Genomic DNA, 19,649 nt, shown 5'->3' with positions numbered 1-19,649 from the left:
TACTTTCATCAAGATTCATCTGTTCCTGACGCCTCGTCTTCGCTACTGCCTGCCTCCGAAGAAGATGGATGCACTTATGCAGGGCATTGTTGATCGGCATGACAAGATTTTCGGCATTAACATTTTTGAGGTTGAACACCCGTTGACAGCTTCTGAGATGTTTGAAGAGGCGCGTTACGCTCAGGCTGAGCTTCCCGCACATGATGCTTGATGTATCGGTTGCGCTATGGGTCGGGAAATATCGTGTTCAGCATCGCCCCATACTTCGCTTGCTTCAGGCAGTTTTTGCGGTAGAAATCCCGCTCTTTCATCAGCCGCCCTATCAGCTCCGCTTGCTCCTCAGCCAGGCGCTTTGCACGGCGGTACTCCGGCAGCATGGCCACTTCAACGTAGTTGATTCGTATGCCCGTTGCTGGGCATACCAGCGCGTCACCGCGCTCGCATAGGTGGAATCCCCGGAACGGCCCGTACTGCGCGCCAAGGGTGGTTTCTGCGCGATGGCGTAGGTATAGGTACACCACACGCGGCACAGGCTCGCGGCCGCGCCGCCAGTACGCCAACTGTTGCGCGCTCACGCCGATTTCTGCGGCTACGGTTTCGATGTCACCAAAAGAAACAGCCCTGACCAGATCGTCAGGGCTGCAAGGGAACTCACACCACGGTTTTGACATTTGCTGCGTCGTTTTGCTTGTTGTTCGGACCCTTTACATCGGAAGTGTTGCAAAAATGATACCTGTCCGAAAGGCCAGTTTCTGCAATTTTCTTTGCATCGTTTTGGCCACCTTTTTGACCCATTTCTGCAATTTGACATAATAAACATTATGCGAACTAAAGCGTGCGGCGATTTGACAGTCAATCGCCTAAACTTACATTCATTCGCGCTGCGAGATTGTCATGGCCAGACACGCTTCGCCCTCCGCCCGCCCTTTCCGCCTGGTTCCGTATTTCTTTCTGCTATCGCTCCTGCTGATGGGGTGCGCCACTTCATTGATGGCGGGCTACCTTCGGCATTACTCAGCCGAGCAGTTGCTGAAGCTTGAAAAAAACCGGGCGGCATCGCTGGTGCAAATTTTCGAAAATTCGCTATGGCCTGACTTTCGGTCTTTGCTGCCGCTGGCAGGCAAGCCGGACCGGCTGCAGCAAGCTGCCCGTCAGGTGCATTTGCGTGAAGCAGTGATTGGCCTGATGCGCGGCACGGATGTGATCAAACTGAAGGTCTACGCACTGAATGGTTTGACGCTGTTTTCCACCGACGCCAAGCAGATAGGCGAAAACGAATGGGACAACGACGGATTCCGCTCGGCCGCGGCAGGCGTGCCGGCCAGCGAGCTGGCGCACAATCACAGCATAGATGCCTTTGAGCATACCTTGACCGAGCGCGACATCGTGTCCACCTACGTGCCGGTGCACAGACAAGATGGTCGAGTCGAAGGCGTGCTGGAGTTGTATCTCGACGCGACGCCCTTCGTCACGGATTCCGAGCACCAACTATGGTGGCTAACGCTGGCAATCTGCGCCTTGATGGGCATTCTATTTATTGCCCAGATGCTGGTGGTGGGCCATGCGGGCCGGATCATTGAGCAGCAGGCCAAATCGTTGGCCGACGCTAATCGAGACCTGGATCGCAGAGTCTCGGAGCGCACCCACGAGCTGGAGACGGCCAATCGTCGTTTGCATGATGAAATTGCCGAGCGCCGCCGCGCCGAGGCGACCTTGGATCGCTTGGCTCACCATGACACCCTGACCGGCCTCCCCAATCGCTTGCAATTCCAGCAACGGCTGAGCCATGCGCTGGACCGCTCCGCGATGGGCGAACATGGTTTGGCGCTGTTGTTTATCGATCTGGATAGGTTCAAGGATGTCAACGATACACAGGGCCACCACATAGGCGACTTGCTGTTGATCGCAGTGGCCAACAGGCTGCTTGCCCATGTCCCGCCAGGCGATCTGCTGGCCCGTTTGGGCGGAGACGAGTTTGTCTGCGTGATGGAGGGCTTGGAAAAGCAGGATGCGGCTGATGCCGCTGCCGGCCGTTTGTTGTCTCTGTTCGAGCGCCCTTTCGACATCGGCAGTCAGGATATTTATCTATCCGCTAGCATAGGCATCAGTTTTTCCCGGCAGGACGGCGCCGATGGGGACACCTTGCTGCGCAACGCCGACCTGGCGATGTACCAAGCCAAGGCTGCAGGCCGAAACCGCTGCCTCCGCTACACGCCTGAGCTATCTTCCGCCTTGGAGCAGCGCGTATTGATTGAGCGCCACCTGCGCCAAGCGATAGAGATCGGCGAAATCGACGTGCATTTTCAGCCCAAGATCGCGTGCGACAGCGGTGAGCTGTATGGCGCGGAAGCCTTGGCGCGTTGGCACAGCCCCGCCTTGGGCGAGATAGGTCCGGCCCGATTCATTCCGATTGCCGAGGAAAGCGGGCTGATCGAGGCGCTGGGCGATTTGGTGCTGGACAAAAGCTGCCGCCAATTGGCGCAGTGGCTGGCGGACGGCTTCGCCGTGCCTTCTGTTTCGGTGAATCTTTCCGTCAGACAATTGGAGAGGATGGATTTTCCGCAGCGGGTTGAGTCGATGCTGGAGCGCTATGCCCTGCCCCCTTCCCTGCTGGAAATGGAAATCACCGAAAGCGTGATCATGGCGGCTGATGACGCCGTCGCCGCCTTGACGACCTTGCGCAAACTGGGTGTCCGCCTGTCCATAGATGATTTTGGCACAGGCTATTCCTCGCTGGCCTATTTGCATCAGTTGCCGGTGCAGACGCTCAAGATCGATCGCAGCTTCATCCTGGGCATTGGCGGCGGGCAGGACGGAGAGGCCATTGTCCGCAGCATTCTGTCGCTGGCGGCCAATTTGGCGCTGGATACCGTTGCCGAGGGCGTGGAGACCGCCGAACAGGCGGATTTTCTGCGTAAAGCGGGATGTTCGGCCATTCAGGGATTTTTCTACGGACGGCCATTGCCAGCAATGGACTTCTCGGCACGCTGGCGCGACGCGGCGCTTTCTTGAGCGTGGCCAGCCTCCCATAACAGGCATGAAAAAACGCCGTCCTCCTGCGGGATGGACGGCGTCGTTATGGTTAGCCCCTCGATGTTGCTATCAAGCCTTGCTGGCGGCCAGCTCCTGGTATTCCTGGATCTGGTCGAAGTTCAAGTACTTGTAAACTTCGGCGCCCTTCTCGTTGATGATGCCGATGTTCGCCTGATACTCCTCTACTGTCGGGATCTTGCCCAGCTTGGAGCAGATCGCCGCCAGTTCGGCCGAGCCCAGGAACACGTTGGAGTTCTTGCCCAGACGGTTCGGGAAGTTGCGCGTGGAGGTGGACATCACCGTCGCGCCTTCGCGCACCTGCGCCTGGTTGCCCATGCACAGCGAGCAGCCCGGCATTTCCAGACGCGCGCCGGCGCGGCCGAGCACGCCGTAGTGGCCTTCCTCGGTCAGTTGCTTGGCGTCCATCTTGGTCGGCGGCGCCACCCACAGGCGCACCGGGATGTCGGCCTTGCCTTCCAACAGCTTGGAGGCGGCGCGGAAGTGGCCGATATTGGTCATGCACGAACCGATGAACACTTCGTCGATCTTGGTGCCGGCCACTTCGGACATGTACTTCACGTCGTCCGGATCGTTCGGGCAGGCGACGATAGGCTCCTTGATCTCATTCATGTCGATTTCGATCACGGCGGCGTATTCGGCGTCGGCGTCGGCTTCCAGCAGCTTGCCGTTGGCAATCCAGTCTTCCATGGCCTTGATGCGGCGTTCCAGCGTGCGCGCGTCCTGATAGCCGTCGGCGATCATGGACTTCATCAGCGTGATGTTGGAGCGCATGTATTCGACGATGGGCGCCTTGTTCAGGTGCACGGTGCAGCCGGCGGCGGAGCGCTCCGCAGAGGCGTCGGTCAGTTCGAACGCTTGCTCAACCTTCAGGTCCGGCAGGCCTTCGATTTCCAGGATGCGGCCGGAGAAGATGTTCTTCTTGCCGGCTTTGGCCACGGTCAGCAGGCCGGCCTTGATCGCGTACAGCGGGATGGCGTTGACCAGATCGCGCAGGGTCACGCCCGGCTGCAGCTTGCCCTTGAAACGCACCAGCACCGATTCCGGCATATCCAGCGGCATCACGCCAGTGGCGGCGGCAAAGGCCACCAGGCCGGAACCGGCCGGGAAGGAAATGCCGATCGGGAAACGGGTATGGCTGTCGCCCCCGGTGCCCACGGTGTCCGGCAACAGCAGGCGGTTCAGCCAGCTGTGGATCACGCCGTCGCCCGGACGCAGCGAGACGCCGCCGCGGGTAGAGATGAAGGACGGCAGCTCCTTGTGCATCTTCACGTCCACCGGCTTCGGATACGCGGCAGTGTGGCAGAACGACTGCATCACCAGATCGGCGGAGAAGCCCAGGCAGGCCAGGTCTTTCAGCTCGTCGCGGGTCATCGGGCCGGTGGTGTCCTGCGAGCCGACAGTGGTCATCTTCGGTTCGCAGTAGGTGCCCGGACGCACGCCCTTGCCTTCCGGCAGGCCACAGGCGCGGCCGACCATCTTCTGGCCCAGCGAAAAGCCCTTGCCGGAATCCACCGGCGCCTTGGGCAGCCGGAATGTGGTGGAAGCCGGCAGACCCAGCGCTTCGCGCGCCTTGGAAGTCAGGCCGCGGCCGATGATCAGGTTGATGCGGCCGCCGGCGCGCACTTCGTCCAGGATCACTTCGGACTTCAGCTTGAATTCGGCCACCACGGCGCCGTTCTTCTCGATCTTGCCGCTGTACGGGTAGACGTCGATCACGTCGCCCATTTCCAGCTTGGACACGTCCACTTCAATCGGCAGCGAGCCGGAGTCTTCCTGGGTGTTGAAGAAGATAGGCGCGATCTTGCCGCCCAGGGTCACGCCGCCGAAGCGTTTGTTCGGCACGTAAGGAATATCCTGGCCGGTGGCCCACACCACCGAGTTGGTGGCGGATTTGCGGGAAGAGCCGGTGCCGACCACGTCGCCGACATAAGCCACCAGATGGCCCTTCTTCTTCAGGTCTTCGATGAACTGGATCGGGCCGCGCTTGCCGTCTTCTTCCGGCTTGAAGGCCGCGTCGGCGCGGGTGTTCTTCAACATGGCCAGATAGTGCAGCGGGATGTCCGGGCGGCTCCAGGCGTCCGGCGCCGGGGATAGGTCGTCGGTATTGGTTTCGCCCGGCACCTTGAACACGGTGACGGTGATTTTCTCGGCCACTTCCGGACGGCTGGTGAACCATTCGGCGTTGGCCCAGGATTCGATCACTTCCTTGGCCACGGCGTTGCCCTTGTCCATCTTTTCCTTCACGTCATGGAAGGAGTCGAACATCAGCAGGGTTTTCTTCAGGCCGGCGGCGGCGATCTTGGCCACGGACGGATCGTCCAGCAGGTCGACCAGCGGCTTGATGTTGTAGCCGCCCAGCATGGTGCCCAGGAGCTCGGTAGCGAGTTCGCGCGAAACCAGTGGCGACTTCACGCTGCCCTCGGCCACGGCGGCCAGGAAGGATGCCTTCACCTTGGCGGCGTCGTCCACGCCCGGCGGCACGCGGTGGGTGATCAGGTCGACCAGCGTGCTTTCCTCGCCCTTGGGCGGGTTTTTCAGCAGTTCGACCAGTTCTTCAACCTGCTTGGCGGACAGCGGCAGGGGCGGAATGCCCAGCGCGGCGCGCTCGGCAACGTGCTGACGATAAGCTTCTAGCATGACTCGGGACCTTCTTGGCTTTGGTTGTCGGCAAGCCTGCCAGCGAAAACGCCGACAGTCTCCACTCGGTAATTCTGCATCATACGCGCGCCGGGCGCTGCGAATATGCGCTTTGTAGTGGCTGAAGATTACGCTTTTCGGCGCTTGCATACAAACGAGTAATCGCAACACGCATTGTGAGTTAAAATCACAGCATGAGCGCCTACCCTCCTCTCAATTCCCTGCGGATTTTCGAAGCCGCCGCCCGCCTGGAAAGCTTCTCCGCCGCCGCGGGCGAATTATTCGTCACGCATGGCGCTGTGAGCAAACAGATAAAGCAGCTGGAAGATTGGCTGGGCGTGTCGCTGTTTGAGCGCAGCGGCGGCCGCGTCAAGCTCACCGACGCCGGCTGGCGTTATCTGGTGCAGGTGCAGGATGGCCTGGATTTGATCGCCAACGCCACCGCCCAGCTGCTGCAGCCCAACCGGCAGCGCCGGCTCAGCATCAATTCCACGCCCACGTTTGCCGCCTATTGGCTGTTGCCGCGGCTGGCTGGCTTCCGCGCCAGGCATCCCGATCTGGAACTCCATCTGGTCACGTCGGACCGTGACCTATCGCGGCTGGATGCGCCGTTCGACATCGCCATTCGTCGCGGCCCCGGCGACTGGCCCGGCCATATCGCCAAACCCTTTTTGAAGGAATGGGAGCTGCCGCTGGCCAGCCCCGGCCTGCTGGCGCGCCTGCCGCTGAATAGTCCGGCCGATCTGGTCTGCCATACCCTGCTCCACGCGGACACCCGCCCCACGGCCTGGCCGCGCTGGCTGACGCTGGCCGGCGCGCCGGAGTTGAAGCCGGCTTGCAGCCTGCACTTCGACAAATTCTCGCTCGCCTTGCAAGCCGCCATAGACGGCTTGGGCGTGGTATTGGGGCCGTTGCCGATGGCTCAGGCGCTGATAGCCTCCGGGCAACTGGTTTCGCCGCTGCCGGAGCCGGTGGTGACGGTGCGCGACTACTGCTGGGTCGTGCCGCGGATGTCAGCCGAGGATGCGACTGTGGAGGCTTTTTGCGGATGGCTGGAGAGCGAGGCGGCCAAAACGGCATGAATCGCCCGCCGTTGCGCGGACGGCCGCAACGCCATACAATGGGCCATCTGCTGCGGAGATGGCATTCCTCCCGTAACCGCCTTTGCGAAGGCTGATGATGCCTACAGTATTCCTGGACCGGAAGCTGTAGGTACGCATATCCCGCACCCACGGTCCAGGCGTGTCAATCTGACTGCACTGGACAAACGATGATTCCAAAACTCATCCCCGAACGGCTTTCCGTCCTGCCTTTCATCGGCAAATGGACGCTGTTGTCGCTACTGGTTGCCGCGCTTGTCGGCAGCGCCTCGGCCTTTTTCCTGTTCTCGCTGGAGTGGGCCACCCATACGCGCATTGCCCATGCTTGGCTGATCTGGCTGCTGCCGCTGGGCGGCTTCGCCGTCGGCATGCTGTATCTATGGTTTGGGCGCGAAGTCGAAGGCGGCAACAATCTGCTGATCGACGAGATTCACGACCCCAAAAAGACCATCCCGCTGCGGATGGCGCCGCTGGTGCTGATTGGCACCGTCATTACCCATTTGTTTGGCGGCTCGGCCGGGCGCGAAGGCACGGCGGTGCAGATGGGCGGCGCCCTGGCCGATCAGGTCCACAAACTGTTCGGCCTGCCGACGTCGGAACGGCGCTTGCTGCTGATGGCCGGCATCAGCGCGGGTTTTGCCTCGGTTTTCGGCACGCCGCTGGCCGGCGCCATCTTTGGCCTGGAGGTGCTGGCCATCGGGCGGATGCGCTACGATGCTATCTTGCCCTGCCTGCTTGCCGCCGTCGCGGGCGACCAGGTGGGCCTGCTGTGGGGCGTGCAGCACACCCATTACGCGATTCCGTATATTCCGCAACCGACTGCGCTGTGCCTTGGCGCGGCCATGGCGGCTGGCGTGGTGTTCGGCCTGACTGGGAAATTGTTCGCGGAATCTGTCCATGCGCTGGCCGCGCTGTTCAAGCGGTTTGTCGCGTTTGCGCCGCTGCGGCCGCTGATTGGCGGCGGCTGCGTCGCTATCGCCGCCTCCTTGTTTGATGCCCGCGCCTACTTGGGTTTGGGCATTCCCAATATCGTGGCGGCCTTTCAGCACCCGCTGCCCTCCTATGACTTTGCCGGCAAGCTGGCGTTTACCATCGCCACGCTGGGCGCCGGCTTCAAAGGCGGCGAGGTGACGCCCTTGTTTTATATCGGCGCCACGCTGGGCAATGCGCTGTCGCCGTTGCTGCACCTGCCCTTTCCCCTGCTTGCGGGCATGGGCTTTGTCGCTGTCTTTGCCGGCGCGGCCAATACGCCGCTGGCTTCCACGGTCATGGCCATGGAGCTGTTCGGTCCGGAAATCGGCATTTATGCCGGGCTGGCTTGCGTGGTGGCTTATCTATGCTCCGGCCACTCCGGCATCTACCGGGCGCAACGCGTCGGTATCGCCAAGCGGCGCGGCGTGCCGGAAAACATTCGGCTGTCGGAGTGGGCCGAGTTGCGCAAGGCGCCGCGGCCGTCCAGCCTTCAGGCGGATGCCGGCCCGCAAAATACGCAGAGTTAATGAGCCGGAGATGGCGGAACGCCTATCAGCCTGATCTCCAACGGCGCCGCGTCGCGTGGCAGCCATTTGTTGTAGATGCGCTTGAACGTGCCGTCCTTCTTGATGGCGGCGAAGCCATCCTGCCAGCGCCGAACCTCATCGCCCGGCGTGCCGCGGGAAAACGCCAGATACAACTCCAGCGACTCCAGCACCCTCACCACCTCCACCGCATCGGGCGGCTGGTGGATGTCCTTCAGGACCGAGGCCACGACGAAGCCGCCCTCCACCCACATGTCGTAGCGGCCCAGCAGCATTTTCTGCGCCGTGATTTGCGGCGTAGGGGCAAGGTCCACCTCGACAAAGCCGGCTGCGGACGCGGCGTCGGCGAAGATGCTGCCGCGGTAGGCGCCCACAGGGCGCTGGTAGATGCCGGCGCCCAGCGCCAGCAGTTTGGCGGCTTCGCCTTTGCGCGCCAGCAGCACGGTCTGCGATACCGCTATCGGCCCCAGCAGCGTCATCTGTTTCTCTCGCGCTTCGCTGCGGCCTACGGTGAACAGCATCACGTTGGGATTGGTCAGCAACTCTTTGTAACCGCGCGCCCAGGGAACCACCTCAATTGGGCTGTTGTCCTTGATACGGGACTGGATTTCCCGCACCACTTCCACCGCCATGCCATCGGCTACGCCATTGTGTTGAAAGGTGATCGGCGGCCAGTCCTCGGTGTAGATGACAAGCGCCGATGCGGCGGACGACCAGATGGCTAGGCTGAACAGCAGTCCCAAAATACTGGCTCGCATGATGCACTCCTGGATGGAACTTTCTATCTTGATAGCCGCTCCCCGCCGCCTCCGCCCGTATCTTCGCTATAATTCGGCGTTGTGCCGACAACCCGCCGGCATTATCATTCGCGCACCTATCCATTCCAAAGGAAAGTCATGAGCCGCATCACCCTCTCCCGATTTCTGATCGAACAGCAGCGCAAGGCGGGCACGCTTCCTCCCGAACTGCGCCTGTTGATCGAAACGGTCGGACGCGCCTGCAAGGCCATCAGCTATTCGGTCAACAAGGGCGCTTTGGCCGGCGTGCTGGGCGAAGCCGGCACCGGCAACATCCAGGGCGAGGCTCAAAAGAAGCTGGACGTGATCGCCAACGACTACCTGCTTGACGCCAATGAGTGGGGCGGCAGCCTGGCCGCGATGGCGTCCGAGGAAATGGAACTGCCGTATCACATCCCGGGCGAATACCCCAAGGGCGAATACCTGCTGCTGTTCGATCCGCTGGATGGCTCGTCCAACATCGACGTCAACATTTCTGTCGGCACGATTTTCTCGATCCTGCGCTGCCCCGAAGGCGTGACGCTGCCGACCGAGCAGGACTTCATGCAGCCTGGCACCCATCAAGTGGCCGCCGGCTATACCGTGTACGGCCCGCAAACCCAATTGGTGCTGACTTTCGGCAGCGGCGTGCATGGCTTCACTCTGGATCGTGAGCAGGGCTCGTTCGTATTGACCCATCCGGACATGCGCGTGCCGGAGCAAACCAGCGAATTCGCCATCAATATGTCCAATATGCGCCACTGGGAAGCGCCGGTGCGCCGTTATGTCGAGGAGCTGCTGGCAGGCAAGACCGGTCCGCGCGCCCGCGACTTCAATATGCGCTGGGTGGCGTCCATGGTGGCCGAAGTGCACCGCATTCTGACTCGCGGCGGCATCTTCATGTATCCCAAGGATGCGCGCGATCCCGCCAAGGCCGGCAAACTGCGGCTGATGTATGAAGGCAACCCCATGGCCTTCGTTGTCGAGCAGGCCGGCGGCGCGGCCACCAATGGCTACCAGCGCATCATGGACATCCAGCCGCAGAAGCTGCACGAACGCGTGGCGGTATTCCTGGGTTCGAAACAGGAAGTGGAGCGCGTCACGCGCTACCATCAAGAGCAAGCCTGATCCGGCTTTCACAAAGCCAGCAAGCCCGCCTCCCGGCGGGCTTTTTCATGGCCAGTCCATCGCGCATCACGTCCAATCGCGCGCCGCATCGGCACACGCTGGGGCCATGGAGATATGTCGCGCCACTCAGGGCCGTCGGGCCGATGGCACGAACCACAAGCGATGGTCATCCAGCGGCGTATCGGGCGGCAGGGCCGGATTGGCCAGCTCGATCACGCGCCGGCGCGCCAGGCCGGCCCGCTCGATATTGGCCTGATTGTACTTCCAGAAAATAGCGTCGAAGCTGCCATCGTTCAGCATTTTTTCCAAGCCCATCTTGAGCCGGCTGGCCAGCCTCGGCTCGGCCGGACTGACGAAAAAGTAGAACGGATAAATGGAGTGCAACAGCAAATCCTTTTCCACGGCTATACCCTGCTCGGACAGATGGAAAGCTTGGAATTCCGTGAATATCTCGTTGACGCCGCGCGAATAGAAATCGAACCGGCCCGCAGTCAGCATCTTGAATAGCTTCTCGTAGGGATCAATCCACACGGTCAGCCCGGCGTGGCGGCAGATGGCGATGTCGCCCCAGCCCGGCCCCATGCCGAAAGTAAAGCGCTTGAGGTCGTCCCGCGTTTTCACTCCGGAAAAACGCGCCTGTTCGCCCGCGCGAATCAGGCCGATGCGATAGCCGAGCAAGCCTTTGCCCAGCGGAATGCGGATGGGAATCAAGGTTCGTTCGCGCTCTACCGAAGTGGAGCCCCATACCAGGTTGACCGATTTGCCCGAAACCGCATCCGCCATATAGCGGGGCTCATTCATTTCGGCTTCCGGGTGGCTCATCACATACGGGCCGTATTCCGGAATGGTTTTGTCCAGCGCCGTGCGCAGTATCTCGATGTATTCCTGATAGCGCGGCGCGTCGCTGATATAACGCACCTCCATCGCGCTCTCGGCATGGGCCTGACATGACAAGAGCGCAAGCCACAACGCCAGCATCCATGCGCGCATCTCCTTCTCCCACAAGGCCGTTTAGGTCCAGTATAGAAAGCCCGGCGCGGCGTACTGCACGCTTGGCATGTCCAGAGGAGCCGCATTTTGCTAGAATTACGTCTCATTAGCCGATGAAAACAAACAAGCCACACATGTCTATCCAGATCAAAGACGCGACCGACATCGAAAAAATGCGAGTCGCGGGGCGTCTCGCCTCCGAAGTCCTCGACTTTATCACCCCGCACATCAAGCCCGGCGTCACCACCGAGGCCATCGACAAGCTGTGCCACGACTATATGGTCAATGTGCAAGGCACGATCCCGGCGCCGCTGAATTACGCGCCGGGCGGCCACAACCCCTACCCCAAGTCGATCTGCACCTCGGTCAATCACGTGATTTGCCATGGCATTCCCAACGACAAGCCGCTGAAGAACGGCGATATCGTCAATCTGGACATCACGGTGATCAAGGACGGCTACCACGGCGATACCAGCCGCATGTTCTATGTCGGCGATGTCAGCCCGCACGCCAAGCGCCTGTGCAAGATCACCTATGAGGCCATGTGGAAAGGCATCGAGAAAGTGAAGCCGGGCGCGATGCTCGGCGACATCGGCTATGCCATCCAGAGCTACGCCGAAGGCGCCGGGTACAGCGTAGTGCAGGAGTTCTGCGGCCACGGCATCGGCAAAAAATTCCATGAAGAACCGCAAATTCTGCACTATGGTCGTCCTGGCACCGGCCTGGAAATCCAGCCCGGCATGATTTTCACCATTGAGCCGATGATCAACCAGGGCAAGCGCCATCTGCGCATCCTGGCTGACGGCTGGACCGTGGTCACCAAGGACCGCAGCCTGTCCGCGCAATGGGAGCACACCGTGCTGGTGACCGACACCGGTTACGAGATCATGACCCAGTCCGCCGGCACGCCAGACAAGCCCAGCTTCAAATAAGCCCAATCGCCCCGCGCCTGCTGTCGCGGGGTTTTGTATTTTTGCGCCGCCGAATTCGTTGCGAATTGTTTCCTGCTTTAAATTACTCTTGCCAGGGCAAGTGCTTGTTTCTAAACTGAATGAGCATTATTGCCCTATCGGCACGCAGCACGCGGGAGAACATCATGGCGCTGACCATCAACACTAATTTGGCCTCATTGGCTGGCCAGGCTCAGCTGAACAAGACGCAGCAAGCCACCAAGCAGGTTCTGGCCCAACTTGCGTCCGGCTCGCAATTGAATAGCGCTGCGGACAATGCGGCGAATCTCGCCATTTCCCAGCAGCTGCAGGCGCAAATCAACGGCAGCAACCAGGCCATCAACAATACCAATGATGGCGTTTCGCTGGTGCAGACTGCCGACTCCGCCCTTGGCCAGATTCAGAGCAATACCCAGCAAATCCAGGAACTGGCCATCCAGGCAGGCGATGGCGCGCTGAATGCCGGCAACCGCCAGGCGCTGCAGCAGCAAGTGGATCAGCTGACCCAATCCAACTCGCAAATTGTGCAAAGCACGCAGTTCAATGGCACGCCCCTGCTGACCGGCGGCAACGCCTCCACCTTCCAGGTGGGCCCCAACGGCACCAGCAGCAACCAGATCACCGTTCCCAGCATCAATCTGTCGGCCGCGCCCGGCTCCGGCGGCTTGAACAGCTACAACGCCAATCTGGCGGCGACCAACACCATAGACATCACCACCCAGGCCAACGCGCTGAATGCGCAACAATCGGCGCAAAGCGATCTGCAAACGATAGGTTCGCAGCGTGCCACCCTCGGCGCGGTCAACAGCAGCTTTGAGGCTGTGGTGAATAATCTGCAGACCTCCAATATCGCCAACCAGGCTGCCAACAGCCGCATCAGCGATACCGACTTTGCCGCCGCCACCGCCAACCTGACCGCCCAGCAGATCCTAGGAAAAGCCGGCGCCGCCGCGCTGGGGCAAGCCAATATCGCGCCACAGGCTGCCTTGTCGCTGCTGGGGTAAGCTATTTTTAGCCAGAAGTTCCCGGCGAGGCAAAATATATACTCGGCTCTTGGACTTGTTTTGGCAACGATGAGTCCTATATGATCGATATATGAATCCATTCTGGATTTGTCCAACGGGCACCCTTGCGGTGCCCTTTGTCCATCTGCAAGGAGCTCATATGCCTATCCCGCCCTCCATTATTGTGTCTACGCTGGATTACGAACGTCTGGCAGCCGTACTGGAAACGTGCGAATACGGCCACCCCGTAGCCAGCCGCCTGGAGGCGGAACTGGAACGGGCGGACGTGGTGGAGCCATCTGCGATTCCGTCCGATGTCATCACCATGAACAGCACCGCTCGCGTCAAACTGGAAAGCGGCGAGGAAAAACAGCTGACTCTGGTTTACCCTAAAGACGCCGATGGGACGCTGGGCCGCATCTCTGTCCTGGCCCCTATCGGGGCCGCCTTGCTAGGGCTCTCGGTCGGGCAGACCATGCACTGGCCAACGCCATCCGGCAGCGTTGCGTTGACCGTGCTGGAAATTGTCGAGCAGCCGGAATCGGCCGGCGCGCTCCACCGCTAAGCGCATCCGCTCACTCGGTATCGGCGTAACGCTGCGCGATCTGGCGGAACTGTTCCGTGATCTGCATGAAAGCGTTGACCACGTCCGGGTCGAAATGCCGGCCGCTCCCCTCCCTGATCATGTCGACCGCCGTTTCATGTGAAAACGGCGGCTTGTACACCCGCCGCGAAATCAGGGCGTCATAGACGTCCGCCACCGCCATCAGCCTCGCCGACAGCGGTATCTGCTCCCCGGCAAATCCTTCCGGATAGCCGCTGCCGTCCCACTTTTCCTGATGCGAATACGCGATTTCGCGCGCCAGCCTTAGGAAATTGCTTGGACCATCAAGCAGTTTCTCCGCCGTGGCGATGGCATCCCGGCCCAGCACGGTGTGCGTTTTCATGATTTCAAACTCATCCGGGGTCAGCTTCCCTGGTTTCAGCAGGATGCGGTCGGGAATGCCCACTTTGCCGATATCATGCAGCGGCGCGGATTTGTACAGCAGCTGTATGGTCTGCTCGTCGAGTTCGGCACGGTAGCGCGGATGATTTCTCAGCTCAATCGCCAGCGCGCGCACGTAGTTCTGCGTCCGCAGCAAGTGGTTGCCGGTTTCGTGATCGCGCGTTTCGGCCAGCGCCGCCATCATCATGATGGTGACGTCCTGTATCACTTGCACCTCGCGCGTGCGACGCTCCACCTCGCTCTCCAAAAAGGCCGCCTTGTCCTGTAGAAAATCCGCTGCCGCTTTCAGCCGCACATGCGTCAGCACGCGCGCCAACACAATGGGAGGCGATATCGGCTTGATGATGTAATCGGCGGCCCCGGCATCGAAGCCGGCTTGCTCATCCTCGCTTTCGCCCTGCCCTGTCAGGAAAATCACTGGAATCGCCACCGTGCGGTCATCGGCCTTCAGACGCCGGCACACTTCGTAGCCGCCGATGCCGGGCAGCATCACATCGAGCAGCACCAGATCCGGCAACACTTCGCCAGATACAATCTGCAGCGCGCGTTCGCCGCTATTGGCTACCAACACCCGATAGCGCCCTTTGAGCAGGCCATACATCTGGGCCAGACATTCGGGCGCATCGTCCACGATCAGCACCGTCTGCAGGCTGGACTCCGCCATTCCGCTCATATCGTATGCTCCGATAAGGTCAGGCCAGCCGCCTTGGCCGCCGCGCGCAAATGCTCCAGCGCGGCGACAAAGTCGAAGCTGTTCAGACTGCGTTCAAACGCCTCGTAGGTGTCATCGGGAAAGCTGGCGCGAATATCCGGCGCGTGCTCCAAGAAGAAGCCTAGCGCCTCGCCATCTCCCAGCTGCAGCAGTAGCGCCAGTCGATTGAGCAAAGGCTCATCCGCTGCGCTGGGCGGCTGAGCCGTTTGCTTTGCGCTTGGCAAGGCCGCGCGCAAGGCCGCGATGGTTCGCGCCAGATCGTCCGCCAATTGCGCCAGCTCGGCCGTCGCATCCTGCCCATCCCGCAATGCGCGCTCCAGGCGCGCTGCGCCGTTCTGCAACGCCTCCAGACCTATGCTGCCGGCTGCGCCCTTCAAGGTATGCGCGATTCTTTGCGCTACCGCGCGATCGCCCTCCTCCAAGGCCGTGGAGATTCGCGCCGGCGCATCGACCTCCTCCTCAACGAACTGCCAAAGCACGTGCAAATACAGCTCGCGGTTGCCTGCCACGCGCGCCAGACCCGCAACCTGATCCAAGCCCGCCACTTCGGGCAGCGGAAGCGGCTGCTCTTGCGCCTCCTTTGTTGTCGGCATCTGTTGCACGGGCAACCAGCGCAGCAACGCGGAAAACAGCTCATGCGGATCTATCGGCTTGGGCACATGATCGACCATGCCGGCGGCAAGGCAACGTCCCCGATCATCGCCCATCGCATCGGCCGTCATCGCAATGATGGGCAGCTCGGCAAATCCGTCTTGCGCGCGGATTCTGCGCGTCGCCTCAATGCCGTCTATGCCTGGCATTTGCACGTCCATCAGGATCGCATCGAAGCCTTTGGGCCCGTAGGCGGCCAACTTGTCCAAAACCGCCTGCCCATCGCCCACCACGGTGAGCGTGGCGCCGGTGCCTTCCAGCAGCTCTACCGCGATTTGCTGGTTGATCCGGTTGTCCTCGGCCAACAGCAAATGCATGCCATGCAGGTCCGGCAGCCCCATCAGCGGGGCGGCATCGCCCCCGCGGCCGAAGCCGAATGCCTCCAGCAAGGCGTCGTACAAGGAGGATTGGCTGACAGGCTTGGTCAGAAAGCCGTCGCAGCCAGCCGCCCTGGCCTGGCTGCGCACCTCGTCTCGGCCGAACGCGGTAACTAGGATGACCCGCAGCTTGCGGCTGATCTGCCGCATGCGCCGTATGGTTTCCAGACCGTCCATTTCCGGCATCATCCAGTCCACCAGCGCGATGTCGAATGGCCAATCCCGGCAATGCTGGCGCACCAACGCCACGGCTTCCGCCCCAGTGGCGCAATCGGTGACCGCAAAGTCCAGCATGCGCAGCTGTTCGCACAGCACATTCAGCGCGGCCTGGTTGTCATCGACCACCAGCACGCGCAGCCCGCGCATTTCCGTGGGCAACGGCGGACGCTTGCCTGCAGAGTGGTCATTGGACACGCCCAGCCAGCATTGGAAAATGAAGGAGCTGCCCCAGCCCGGCGCCGACTCCACCCGCACCGAGCCTCCCATCATTTCCACCAGCCGCTTGACGATGGCCAGCCCGAGGCCGGTTCCGCCAAATCGCCGGGAGGTGGAGCTGTCTGCTTGACTGAAAGCTTGGAACAAGCGCGCGGATTGCTCTTCACTCATGCCGATGCCGGTATCGTGCACGCAAAAATTCAGTTGCACTTTTTCGCCCATGCGCCCGCTCACGCCAATGATGACGGCCACCTGTCCTTTGTCGGTGAACTTGATGGCGTTGTTCACCAGATTGGTCAGCACCTGCCCCAGGCGCAGCGCATCGCCCACCAAGGCCTGCGGCACTTCCCGGCTGGTTTCAAAGACCAGTTCCAGCCCTTTGTCAGCCGCCTTTTGCGCCACCAGCGCCGATACCCCGTCCAGCATGTCGTCAAGCCAGAACGGTTGCGTCTCCAGCTCCAGACGACCCGCCTCCACCTTGGAGAAATCCAGAATGTCGTTGATGATGCCAAGCAATAAAGTGCCGGCATTGTGTATCTTGCCGATATAGTCGCGTTGCTGCTCGCTCAGACCCGTGCGCATGGCCAGGTAGGACATGCCGATGATGGCGTTCATCGGAGTACGGATCTCATGGCTCATATTGGCCAGGAAAATCGATTTGGCGCGCGTGGCTTGCTCGGCCACCTGCTTGGCATGGCTAAGCGCCGCCGCGCTGTCCGCCAGTTGCGCATACAGCCGCCCGTTTTCCAGCAACAGCACCAAGAGCACAAAGCTCGCCGCCATCAAGCCGAAACTCCTGCCGACGTAAAAACCCAGGTCAAAGCGGGCGGCGTTGAACATGGTGGACAGGCCGACGTCGCACAGCCAGGCGAGCATCACCACGGCCAGCCATACATCCAGCAACGATTGCGGGCGGCGCAGCAACACCATGCCCAGCGCCAGCGCGCTCACGCCCCAGACAGCTGACACCGTGGCCCACATCAGCGGTGTGTAGTGGTTGCCATGCATGATGGCGGGCAAGGCGTCATGTCCCCATATCGCCAACAGCACCAGCGCGGCCACAGCCAGAAAGGTTTGCGCGATGGCGCGCAAAATCCATTTCAAACCGCTCCCATCGTTAGAAAAGGCGCTGTCAGGGGCTTGCCGCGCGTAGGCGATCACCATCACAGGAAAGCCGAAATGCCAGAGCATGTACAGCCAGGCGGTGGTCTGCGGTCCGCCGCTGAGCCAGCCCCGCTCAGTCAGCAAGCCGGGAAAGCTTAGCGCGTGGCATATCGCCATCAGCGCGGTGAATAGATAGCCGACCGCCAGCAGGCGCAAGCCGGGATGGCGCAGAATGGCGAACTGGCCGAACAGCAATGCCGAAGTCACCAAATCGTTGGCCGCCAGCGCGGATTGATAGGCAGGAATGAAGGCCCATACTTTGGGTAGAGGGGTTTGGGCATAAGGCAGGGCCGCGATGAAGACCAATAGTGACCAGGCGGCCACCGCCAGGGCAAGCCTGCGCTGTCCGCGCGTCGGCGACTGCGTGGAAAGAAACGCCAGTTCGGGAGAGGAATCCGAATCCGCTTGCTGCATGAGCGCCATCCTCCGCGTGTCGACAGGTTTTCTGGCTGTCTAAAACCAGGCAAACCGGGGGATGCTTATGTATAGGGCATTCCTGATCATCCTGCATATCAAGAAGCCATGATTTCAAATAAAAAAAGACGCCCCATGGGCGTCTTCGGGATGTGCAGACCGGCAGATATTAACCCAGCCAGCCCTTCTCCTTGGCTTCCTGCAGGCGTCCCTCCAGATACGCCCACAGCGCGGGACAGCCCTCGCGTATCGGCGGCGCCACGCGCGTGACCACCTGCACGTGGCGGATGCCGTTTTCCAGCCAGCTTTGGCCCTGGTTGGCCAGGTTCAGCAGCACCGGCATGGCGCGGTCGGCGGCATGGGCGAAACGCGCTTCGGCGGTTTCGCCGCTTTCAAATTCGTTCCACAGGGCCAGGAAGCGCTGTCCCTGTTCTGCCGGCAGCATGCCGAAAATGCGGGTGACGCAGGCCAGCTCCTGCGCCTTGCGCTCCTCCCAGCCGCCTTCCGCATAGACGATGGTGTCGCCGGTTTCGATTTCGCCGATATCGTGCACCAACAGCATGCCGATGACGCGGTTGATGTCCACCGGCTCGCTGGCGTAGGGCTGCAAGGACGCCGCCAGCAGGGCGATCTGCCAGCTGTGCTCGGCCGAGTTTTCATAGCGCTCGCTGTTCAGCACCTTGGTCTTGCGCGTCACCTGCTTGAGCTTGTCGATTTCCAGCACAAAATCGATGATGTTCTGCATATTGTTCTCTTTCTGTAGATGCAAAAAAAGCAGACCGCGGTCTGCTTGTAGTCTTTACCAGCAACGCTGGATCATCTGCGCCAGTTGCACCAGCCGGCCATGGAAAAAGTGGCCGGCGCCGGGCAACACCAGCACCGGCAGACTCTGCGGGCGCGCCCAGTCCAGCACATTGGACAGCGGGATCACTTCGTCTTCTTCGCCATGGATCACCAGCGCATCGGCCGGGACGTCCGGCGTCGGGATCGGGTATTTGCCCACGGCCACGCCCATCAGCAGCAGCTTGTCGGCCTCGATGCGCGCGCGGGTGCGGGCGGCGACGAAGCCGCCGAAGGAAAAGCCGGCCAGCGCCAGCGGCAGGCCCGGATGCTGCGATTTGGCGTATTCGACCACGGCGATGACGTCGTCGACCTCGCCCTGGCCGTAATCGTGCTCGCCTTCGCTATCGCCCACGCCGCGAAGGTTCGGGCAATAACAGGCGTACCCCATCTGCGACAGCGCCTTGGCGGCGGTCTGCACCACCTTGTTGGTGTGGGTGCCGCCCTGCAAGGGATTGGGATGGCAGATCACGGCGACGCCGCTGGCTGCGCCCTGGGCCGGAACGATGATGGTGTCGAGCGCGCCGGCGGGGCCGGCGATCTGAATCTTGTTCAAAGCCTTCAACATCAGATCTTCAACCTCTCCACCACACGGCCGTTCACCATATGCTCATGGACGATTTCGTCGATGTCTTCCTTGTCGAGGAAGGTGTACCAGGTCTCTTCCGGGTAGACCACCATCACCGGGCCATCGTCGCAGCGTCCCAGGCAGCCGGCCTTGTTGACGCGTATCTTGCCCTCGCCGGCCAGGCCCAGCGCCTTGACCTTGTCTTTCATATAGCCCAGCAATTCGCTGGAGCCGTGGTTGTTGCAGCAATCCTGACAGGCGTCGCGCTGATTGCAGCAGATGAATACGTGCTTGTCGAAAAAGCTCATGTCGTGGTCTCGATATCG

General features: G+C 61.2%; 17 protein-coding genes and 1 riboswitch. Of the genes, 8 read left to right on the top strand and 9 right to left on the bottom strand.

Annotation, left to right across the window (positions count from 1 at the left end; all coding sequences use genetic code 11):
* The coding region (locus C2134_RS21645) for a hypothetical protein (RefSeq protein ID WP_199179999.1) at positions 1-211 on the top strand (211 nt) is incomplete at its 5' end.
* Positions 212-224: 13 nt separating this feature from the next.
* Here the strand turns inward: C2134_RS21645 and C2134_RS19240 are convergent.
* The gene (locus C2134_RS19240) at positions 225-671 is read right to left on the bottom strand and encodes a hypothetical protein (RefSeq protein WP_103321697.1); all 447 of its coding nucleotides are present in this window, start codon (positions 669-671) and stop codon (positions 225-227) included.
* A gap of 223 nt (positions 672-894) precedes the next feature.
* On the opposite strand from C2134_RS19240, the gene C2134_RS19235 reads away from it, so the two are divergent.
* Positions 895-3,012: a putative bifunctional diguanylate cyclase/phosphodiesterase gene (locus C2134_RS19235; RefSeq protein ID WP_103321696.1), complete on the top strand. Its 2,118-nt coding sequence runs from the start codon at positions 895-897 to the stop codon at positions 3,010-3,012.
* Between the two features lie 90 nt (positions 3,013-3,102).
* On the opposite strand, the gene acnB is transcribed toward C2134_RS19235, so the two are convergent.
* Positions 3,103-5,691 (bottom strand): bifunctional aconitate hydratase 2/2-methylisocitrate dehydratase, encoded by a 2,589-nt coding sequence (acnB, locus tag C2134_RS19230; RefSeq protein WP_103321695.1) that lies wholly within the window; start codon positions 5,689-5,691, stop codon positions 3,103-3,105.
* Between the two features lie 194 nt (positions 5,692-5,885).
* Here acnB and gcvA point away from each other — a divergent pair, with 194 nt between their 5' ends.
* Together gcvA and C2134_RS19220 are read left to right on the top strand one after the other, a co-directional pair.
* Positions 5,886-6,773 carry a transcriptional regulator GcvA gene (gcvA, locus tag C2134_RS19225; protein ID WP_103321694.1) on the top strand — a complete coding sequence of 296 codons (888 nt, stop codon included), beginning with the start codon at positions 5,886-5,888 and terminating at the stop codon, positions 6,771-6,773.
* A 45-nt stretch (positions 6,774-6,818) separates the two neighbouring features.
* Positions 6,819-6,884: riboswitch (Fluoride riboswitch) on the top strand.
* Between the two features lie 77 nt (positions 6,885-6,961).
* Positions 6,962-8,290, top strand: coding sequence for a voltage-gated chloride channel family protein (locus tag C2134_RS19220; protein ID WP_103321693.1), 1,329 nt, complete (start codon positions 6,962-6,964; stop codon positions 8,288-8,290).
* Here C2134_RS19220 and C2134_RS19215 read toward each other — a convergent pair.
* A complete protein-coding gene (locus C2134_RS19215) occupies positions 8,287-9,066 on the bottom strand; it encodes a substrate-binding periplasmic protein (RefSeq protein WP_103321692.1) in 780 nt (259 codons plus the stop codon). The genes C2134_RS19220 and C2134_RS19215 overlap by 4 nt on opposite strands.
* A gap of 138 nt (positions 9,067-9,204) precedes the next feature.
* Between C2134_RS19215 and C2134_RS19210 the strand changes: the two genes are divergently transcribed.
* Positions 9,205-10,212 (top strand): class 1 fructose-bisphosphatase, encoded by a 1,008-nt coding sequence (locus tag C2134_RS19210; RefSeq protein WP_103321691.1) that lies wholly within the window; start codon positions 9,205-9,207, stop codon positions 10,210-10,212.
* A gap of 126 nt (positions 10,213-10,338) precedes the next feature.
* Here C2134_RS19210 and C2134_RS19205 read toward each other — a convergent pair whose 3' ends face one another.
* Positions 10,339-11,202 (bottom strand): transporter substrate-binding domain-containing protein, encoded by an 864-nt coding sequence (locus tag C2134_RS19205; RefSeq protein WP_146042225.1) that lies wholly within the window; start codon positions 11,200-11,202, stop codon positions 10,339-10,341.
* A gap of 134 nt (positions 11,203-11,336) precedes the next feature.
* Between C2134_RS19205 and map the strand changes: the two genes are divergently transcribed.
* From map to rnk, 3 genes are all read left to right on the top strand, one after another.
* Complete coding sequence (gene map, locus C2134_RS19200) at positions 11,337-12,134, top strand: type I methionyl aminopeptidase (protein ID WP_103321689.1); 798 nt, start codon at positions 11,337-11,339, stop codon at positions 12,132-12,134.
* A 164-nt stretch (positions 12,135-12,298) separates the two neighbouring features.
* Complete coding sequence (locus C2134_RS19195) at positions 12,299-13,156, top strand: flagellin N-terminal helical domain-containing protein (RefSeq protein WP_103321688.1); 858 nt, start codon at positions 12,299-12,301, stop codon at positions 13,154-13,156.
* A 160-nt stretch (positions 13,157-13,316) separates the two neighbouring features.
* Complete coding sequence (gene rnk, locus C2134_RS19190) at positions 13,317-13,721, top strand: nucleoside diphosphate kinase regulator (RefSeq protein WP_103321687.1); 405 nt, start codon at positions 13,317-13,319, stop codon at positions 13,719-13,721.
* A gap of 10 nt (positions 13,722-13,731) precedes the next feature.
* Here rnk and C2134_RS19185 read toward each other — a convergent pair whose 3' ends face one another.
* From C2134_RS19185 to C2134_RS19165, 5 genes are all read right to left on the bottom strand, one after another.
* Positions 13,732-14,835, bottom strand: coding sequence for an HD-GYP domain-containing protein (locus tag C2134_RS19185; protein WP_103321686.1), 1,104 nt, complete (start codon positions 14,833-14,835; stop codon positions 13,732-13,734).
* Complete coding sequence (locus tag C2134_RS19180) at positions 14,832-17,915, bottom strand: response regulator (RefSeq protein WP_158248827.1); 3,084 nt, start codon at positions 17,913-17,915, stop codon at positions 14,832-14,834. Before C2134_RS19180 ends, C2134_RS19185 begins: the two co-directional genes overlap by 4 nt.
* 169 nt (positions 17,916-18,084) lie before the next feature.
* Positions 18,085-18,660 (bottom strand): HD domain-containing protein, encoded by a 576-nt coding sequence (locus C2134_RS19175; RefSeq protein ID WP_103321684.1) that lies wholly within the window; start codon positions 18,658-18,660, stop codon positions 18,085-18,087.
* A 54-nt stretch (positions 18,661-18,714) separates the two neighbouring features.
* Positions 18,715-19,323 carry an alpha/beta hydrolase gene (locus tag C2134_RS19170; RefSeq protein ID WP_103321683.1) on the bottom strand — a complete coding sequence of 203 codons (609 nt, stop codon included), beginning with the start codon at positions 19,321-19,323 and terminating at the stop codon, positions 18,715-18,717.
* Positions 19,323-19,631: a (2Fe-2S) ferredoxin domain-containing protein gene (locus tag C2134_RS19165; RefSeq protein WP_103321682.1), complete on the bottom strand. Its 309-nt coding sequence runs from the start codon at positions 19,629-19,631 to the stop codon at positions 19,323-19,325. The genes C2134_RS19170 and C2134_RS19165 overlap by 1 nt, the downstream gene beginning before the upstream one ends.
* Positions 19,632-19,649: the final 18 nt, after the last annotated feature.

The sequence above is a fragment of the Chromobacterium sinusclupearum genome (assembly GCF_002902845.1).
Taxonomy (GTDB): Bacteria; Pseudomonadota; Gammaproteobacteria; order Burkholderiales; family Chromobacteriaceae; genus Chromobacterium; species Chromobacterium sinusclupearum.
This window is presented reverse-complemented; position numbering and strand designations above follow the sequence as displayed.

What these genes read in the sequence shown, in the direction of transcription:
- rnk (WP_103321687.1), top strand. Translation starts at nt 13,317, where the DNA reads ATGCCTATCCCGCCCTCCATTATTGTGTCTACGCTGGATTACGAACGT.
- C2134_RS19215 (WP_103321692.1), bottom strand. Translation starts at nt 9,066, where the DNA reads ATGCGAGCCAGTATTTTGGGACTGCTGTTCAGCCTAGCCATCTGGTCG.
- C2134_RS19175 (WP_103321684.1), bottom strand. Translation starts at nt 18,660, where the DNA reads ATGCAGAACATCATCGATTTTGTGCTGGAAATCGACAAGCTCAAGCAG.
- acnB (WP_103321695.1), bottom strand. Translation starts at nt 5,691, where the DNA reads ATGCTAGAAGCTTATCGTCAGCACGTTGCCGAGCGCGCCGCGCTGGGC.
- C2134_RS19165 (WP_103321682.1), bottom strand. Translation starts at nt 19,631, where the DNA reads ATGAGCTTTTTCGACAAGCACGTATTCATCTGCTGCAATCAGCGCGAC.
- C2134_RS19240 (WP_103321697.1), bottom strand. Translation starts at nt 671, where the DNA reads ATGTCAAAACCGTGGTGTGAGTTCCCTTGCAGCCCTGACGATCTGGTC.
- C2134_RS19195 (WP_103321688.1), top strand. Translation starts at nt 12,299, where the DNA reads ATGGCGCTGACCATCAACACTAATTTGGCCTCATTGGCTGGCCAGGCT.
- C2134_RS19205 (WP_146042225.1), bottom strand. Translation starts at nt 11,202, where the DNA reads ATGCGCGCATGGATGCTGGCGTTGTGGCTTGCGCTCTTGTCATGTCAG.
- C2134_RS19180 (WP_158248827.1), bottom strand. Translation starts at nt 17,915, where the DNA reads ATGCAGCAAGCGGATTCGGATTCCTCTCCCGAACTGGCGTTTCTTTCC.
- C2134_RS19220 (WP_103321693.1), top strand. Translation starts at nt 6,962, where the DNA reads ATGATTCCAAAACTCATCCCCGAACGGCTTTCCGTCCTGCCTTTCATC.
- gcvA (WP_103321694.1), top strand. Translation starts at nt 5,886, where the DNA reads ATGAGCGCCTACCCTCCTCTCAATTCCCTGCGGATTTTCGAAGCCGCC.
- C2134_RS19185 (WP_103321686.1), bottom strand. Translation starts at nt 14,835, where the DNA reads ATGAGCGGAATGGCGGAGTCCAGCCTGCAGACGGTGCTGATCGTGGAC.
- C2134_RS19235 (WP_103321696.1), top strand. Translation starts at nt 895, where the DNA reads ATGGCCAGACACGCTTCGCCCTCCGCCCGCCCTTTCCGCCTGGTTCCG.
- map (WP_103321689.1), top strand. Translation starts at nt 11,337, where the DNA reads ATGTCTATCCAGATCAAAGACGCGACCGACATCGAAAAAATGCGAGTC.
- C2134_RS19170 (WP_103321683.1), bottom strand. Translation starts at nt 19,323, where the DNA reads ATGTTGAAGGCTTTGAACAAGATTCAGATCGCCGGCCCCGCCGGCGCG.
- C2134_RS19210 (WP_103321691.1), top strand. Translation starts at nt 9,205, where the DNA reads ATGAGCCGCATCACCCTCTCCCGATTTCTGATCGAACAGCAGCGCAAG.